Annotated in this window: 6 protein-coding genes; all 6 read left to right on the forward strand. The window is 37.8% G+C overall.

Annotated features, from left to right (window positions below):
• Nucleotides 1-923, forward strand: a 923-nt coding sequence (locus tag K8F54_RS02150; RefSeq protein WP_290786406.1) for a glycosyltransferase family A protein, incomplete at its 5' end; no start/stop codon positions are given.
• Nucleotides 924-1,071: 148 nt separating this feature from the next.
• A complete protein-coding gene (locus K8F54_RS02155) occupies nt 1,072-1,641 on the forward strand; it encodes a CatB-related O-acetyltransferase (protein WP_290786409.1) in 570 nt (189 codons plus the stop codon).
• A gap of 58 nt (nt 1,642-1,699) precedes the next feature.
• Entirely contained in the window at nt 1,700-2,371 is a 672-nt protein-coding gene (locus K8F54_RS02160) for an acylneuraminate cytidylyltransferase family protein (RefSeq protein ID WP_290786412.1), read from the forward strand.
• Nucleotides 2,368-3,411 (forward strand): N-acetylneuraminate synthase, encoded by a 1,044-nt coding sequence (gene neuB / locus K8F54_RS02165; protein ID WP_290786415.1) that lies wholly within the window; start codon nt 2,368-2,370, stop codon nt 3,409-3,411. The genes K8F54_RS02160 and neuB overlap by 4 nt, the downstream gene beginning before the upstream one ends.
• Nucleotides 3,408-4,067 (forward strand): TylF/MycF/NovP-related O-methyltransferase, encoded by a 660-nt coding sequence (locus tag K8F54_RS02170; RefSeq protein WP_290786418.1) that lies wholly within the window; start codon nt 3,408-3,410, stop codon nt 4,065-4,067. Before neuB ends, K8F54_RS02170 begins: the two co-directional genes overlap by 4 nt.
• Nucleotide 4,068: 1 nt before the next feature.
• Nucleotides 4,069-5,187 carry a UDP-N-acetylglucosamine 2-epimerase gene (gene neuC / locus K8F54_RS02175; RefSeq protein WP_290786420.1) on the forward strand — a complete coding sequence of 373 codons (1,119 nt, stop codon included), beginning with the start codon at nt 4,069-4,071 and terminating at the stop codon, nt 5,185-5,187.
• Nucleotides 5,188-5,333: the final 146 nt, after the last annotated feature.

The raw sequence follows: 5,333 nt of genomic DNA on the forward strand, positions 1-5,333 counted from the left end.
AGGAGGAATATTTTTTTCATGGTTTGGAAGTGACCAAATTATGTTTGGAGTCCTTAATTCGTACCCGACATCCCAAAACCTTTCTCAGTGTGGTAAACAATGGAAGTTGTAGGGAGGTGACCAATTATTTACAACAGCTATACGATACTAAAAAAGTGGACCAATTAGTACACTATAAAGAGAATATAGGAAAGATCGATGCAGTTATCTCGATCGCAAAGGTTGCAGAAGAGCCGCTAATTACGATAACCGATGGGGATGTACTCTTTAAGCAAGATTGGATGCAAGGTGTAGAGGAGGTATTTGAGCATTTTCCCGAAGCCGGAATGGTTTCACCAGTACCACATGGTACTGTTTACAATACGTACACAATTAATACCCTTTTTGATGCATTTTTTAAAGGCATTCTTACATTCCAAAGTATTTGCAATCCAGAGGATATGCTGCGGTTTGCAGAAAGTATCGGAAAAAAGGATACCATGTATAAAAATAAAGCCAAGTTAAAATATCAGTTAACGGTTAAACGAAGTGAGTATTCCGCTGTGGTAGGCTGTGGTCATTTTGTGGCTACTTTGCGCAAGGAGGTTTTTCTTTCATCGCCCAAAAAATGGAGTCATTTGGCCTATGCCAGTGTTGCCGATAGAGATTATATTGATATTCCCAATGAAAAAGCAAAACTATGGCGTCTGGCCACTGTAGAAAATTACGCATATCATATTGGAAATAACCCAACAGATTGGATGATTTCAATTTGTAACGAGTTAAAAGCAAACTCACAAAAAACCATTGCCGTGCCAAAAAGCAAAAAGTGCAACACGCCACTATGGTTTAAAAAAGGTATTGTACGTATACTTATGAGCAGTTATGTTCGACCTTATTTTTTTAAAAAACTTGGTCTTACCACACATAGGGATAATTTTTGAAATCTATAGTTTGTATTATTGTTACTATGTATGAATTATATAGCGTTTATTTATTAAGTTTGAGTTCTAACCAAATCACTGTGTCATTAAAAGGTTTATTCGAAAAATATTATACTACTTTTTAAACCAACCCGTTAAACAGGCTGGTGTGACAATATCTGGTTATCCTCGAGGCTTAAAAAATGTAAGCTTCGAAGGCAAGAACCTTGTTCCGGATCGTTGCAATTTCTCGGGAACTATAAAAATTGGTTATGCCACAACCCTTGGATACAACAACTTTATTCATGGCGACGTTACTATTGGAAAATATTGTCAACTAGGTGCCGATGTTGCCATTCACAGTACTAATCACCCGGTGACTTATTTAACAACCTATATTAATAAAAATTTATTCGAAGGCGAACTAGCACAGCTTAAAGAGATAAAGAAAATTACGATTGGTCACGATGTATGGATTGGTCACAATGCAATTATTTTAGGCAGTGTTACAATTGGAAATGGTGCTATCATTGCCGGCGGATCGGTGGTGACGAAAGATGTAGCTCCGTACACAGTTGTCGCAGGTGTTCCTGCCAAAGCGCTAAAAAGGCGTTTTTCAGAAAATATCATTTCAGAAATAGAAGCACTGCAATGGTGGAAAATGAACGATGAAGAATTGAACAAGACAAAACCATTATTCTTTAAAAACTTTGAGAATAAGCAAAGTATTTATGAATAATTGAACCTCTCTTTTTTAAAATTATACAGTACCTTTAGGCTTTATACATCAGATATAGTTGAACAACACCATTGCTATCATACCGGTTCGTGGTAACTCTAAAAGATTGCCCGGAAAAAATATGTTGCCATTAAATGGGATCCCCCTTTTGGAGCACAGTATTCGTTATGCCAAAGAGAATACAAACTTATTAGATACTATTTTGGTGTCCACGGAAGACAACCAATTGAAAGTATTTTCTGAAGACCTAGGAGTAAAGGTACTCGATCGTCCCAAGCATCTGGCCAGCGATACTGCAACTACAATGGATGTACTAAAGGATGTACTGCAACAATTGGGTGATAAAACCTGCACCATAGTACTTTTACAGGCAACAAATCCATTACGACCTAAAAATTTGCTCCGAGAAGCAATAGAATTATTTGAAAAAGGGAAGGCGGACAGCCTAATGACAGTAAGCCGGAATCATCAAAAATTTGGTAAAATAGTGAATAACAAATATATTCCTTTCAATTACACACTCGGTCAAAGGAGTCAGGATATGGAACCCTTATATTTTGAAAATGGTCTTTTGTATATTATGAGATCAGATCTAATAAAACAGGGAAAATTAATGGGGGATAATCATATTTCCATGATTGTCAATCATCCCTATGCCGAAGTTGATATCGATACCCAAGAGGATTTACAGTATGCCCACTATGTTTTAACACAATTTAAAGAAGCATGAATCCCCTTATAGAAATAGCCGGAAGAAAGATAGGTCGGGATTATCCTCCCTTGGTCATAGCCGAAATTGGTATAAACCACGAAGGTTCCCTTCAGGTTGCTAAGGAGATGGTGGACGCGGCGAAAAGAGCAGGCGTGGAGGTAATAAAACACCAAACACACATAGTCGAAGATGAAATGAGTGGTGCGGCTAAAAAAGTGATTCCCGGAAATGCCTCTGTTTCTATTTATGAAATTATGGACCGTTGTTCCCTCAATGAGAACGATGAAAACGAGCTTAAAAAATATGTAGAATCCCAAGGGATGATCTTTATATCTACTCCCTTTTCAAGAGCTGCAGCCAACAGGTTGCAAAAAATGGGAGTTAAAGCATACAAAATAGGAAGCGGAGAGTGCAATAATTATCCTTTACTAGAACATATTGCTTCTTTTGGAAAACCAGTCATCCTTAGTACTGGCATGAATACTATAACAAGTATTCAAAAAGCACTTGAGATATTTGACAGACACAATGTCCCGGTGGCTATCTTGCATACAACCAATTTGTATCCAACCCCTTCCCATTTGGTGCGGTTTGGGGCTATGGTCGAAATGCATACGGCATTTCCCAACAGAGTATTTGGACTGAGCGACCACACACGTAACAACAATGCATGTTTGGGTGCTGTAGCCTTGGGTGCTTCGGTGCTGGAGCGCCATTTTACCGACCATATGAACAGAAAAGGGCCGGATATTGTATGCAGCATGGATGAACAAGCCTGTAAAGAATTGATTATAGGAAGCCACGAAATTTGGCAAATGCGAGGGGGTAAGAAAGAACCAACTAAAGAAGAACAGGTAACCATCGATTTTGCTTTCGCAACGGTTTGTTCCATAGCACCTATTAAAAAGGGAGAATTATTTACAGAAGAAAATATTTGGGTAAAACGTCCGGGAACGGGTGAAATTTTTGCTGAAGATTTTAAGAACCTTCTAGGAAAAAAAGCTGCAAACGATATAGCTGTTGATGAACAATTAAAAATTAAAGACATTGTTGAATGAATAATCTCTACGACTTAACCAAAAGGTTTGAATATGAAAATGGATTCTACGCCACAGCCGATCCTTCCCGGTTTAGCAAGTTTATCACGCATCTGGAATTTTTTAAACAGACAGCCACGGTGCGCGGAGAAATAGTTGAATTTGGTATATTTAAAGGGAATTCATTTTTTCGATGGATTAAATTCAGGGATTTATTGGAGCAAACCAATAGTAGGAAGGTGATCGGTTTCGATATTTTTGGAGACTTCCCTGAGGCGGGGTTTCAAGAAGACAAAATTAGGCGAGATAAATTTGTAGCTGAAACTAATGGTGGTAAAAGTATTTCTTATGAAGAAATAATTACTCTTTTAGAGGCACAAGACCTAAATAAGAATGTTGATATTGTTAAAGGAGACATCTTGGAAACACTTGATATGTATTTAGAGGAAAACCCACAATTGAAAATATCTCTGTTACATATTGATGTTGATCTCTATGAGCCTTCAAAAATCATTCTTGAAAGATTATACAATCGGGTGACCAAGGGTGGCGTGATAATCTTTGATGATTATGGAGCGTTCGCAGGAACCAATAAGGCAGTAGATGATTTTTTTGAAGGTAAGGCAGAAATCAAGAAACTTCCTTTTTCTCATGCCATTTCCTATATTGTAAAATAGCATGAAGAAAATCGTATTTCTTACAGGTACTCGGGCGGATTTTGGAAAAATAAAAGGCCTGATTCAAAAACTGGAGGAGCATCCAAAATATGAGCCGTTTCTATTTGTCACAGGTATGCATCTTTTGGAAACCTATGGATATACGCTATTAGAAGTACAGCGATGTGGATTTAAAAATATAGCCACTTTTTCCAACTATACCCATGAAACTACAATGGATCTAACATTGGCAAAGACTATGGAAGGGTTTTCGGCTTATGTTAAAGATGTTCAACCCGACTTAATTGTAGTTCATGGAGATAGAGTGGAAGCCTTAGCAGGTGCTTTGGTAGGTTCACTAAATAATATTCTAGTCGCTCATATTGAGGGGGGAGAAGTTTCCGGAACGATAGACGAACTCATTAGACATTCCACAAGTAAAATGAGCCACATCCATTTTGTTTCCAACAATGAGGCCGAAGCACGTTTATTACAAATGGGCGAATTGCCAGAATCCATTTTTGTGATTGGTTCACCAGATGTGGATATTATGTTTTCGGAAGATCTTCCTTCCTTGCAGCTGGTAAAAAAGCACTATGAAATAGAATTTGACGCCTATGCCGTCGTTATGTTTCACCCTGTAACAACCGAAATAGATTTCATAGAATCCTATGTGAATCAGTTTGTCGATGCCCTGTTACTGAGCAATAGACACTACGTAGTTATTTATCCGAATAACGATTTGGGAAGTCGGGTGATAATAGAGGCATATCAAAGACTAAAAGCACATGAAAAATTTAGAATATTTCCCTCTATTCGTTTCGAATACTTTCTAACATTGCTGAAAAATGCAACGTTTATTATTGGAAATTCAAGCGCAGGAATACGCGAGGCCCCTTATTATGGCATTCCCACCATAAATGTTGGTACGCGGCAGCAAAATAGAAGCCTTTCCGAACATATTGTCAACGTACCTTATCAATCAGGTGAAATAGTAAATGCTATTCAAACAACGTTCAAGGGTACTCCAAAAAATGTATCTGCCTTTGGTAAAGGTGACAGTAGCACCTTATTTATGGAATATATGGAAGATGGCGAGCTATGGAGGATATCCCATCAAAAACTATTTAAAGATCGGTGACATCGAAAAAAAACATATTCATTCTCATTCCCGATGGAGTAGGTATTAAAAACTACCTGTATTCGAAAACATTTAAAAATTCGGAGGCGGCACTCACCTTGTTCCATAATTTTGATGCCGATACGATTGCACAAATAGAAAAAGAG

Origin of the sequence: Altibacter sp., assembly GCF_019913785.1 — a bacterium.
In the GTDB taxonomy this organism is placed as follows: domain Bacteria; phylum Bacteroidota; class Bacteroidia; order Flavobacteriales; family Flavobacteriaceae; genus Altibacter.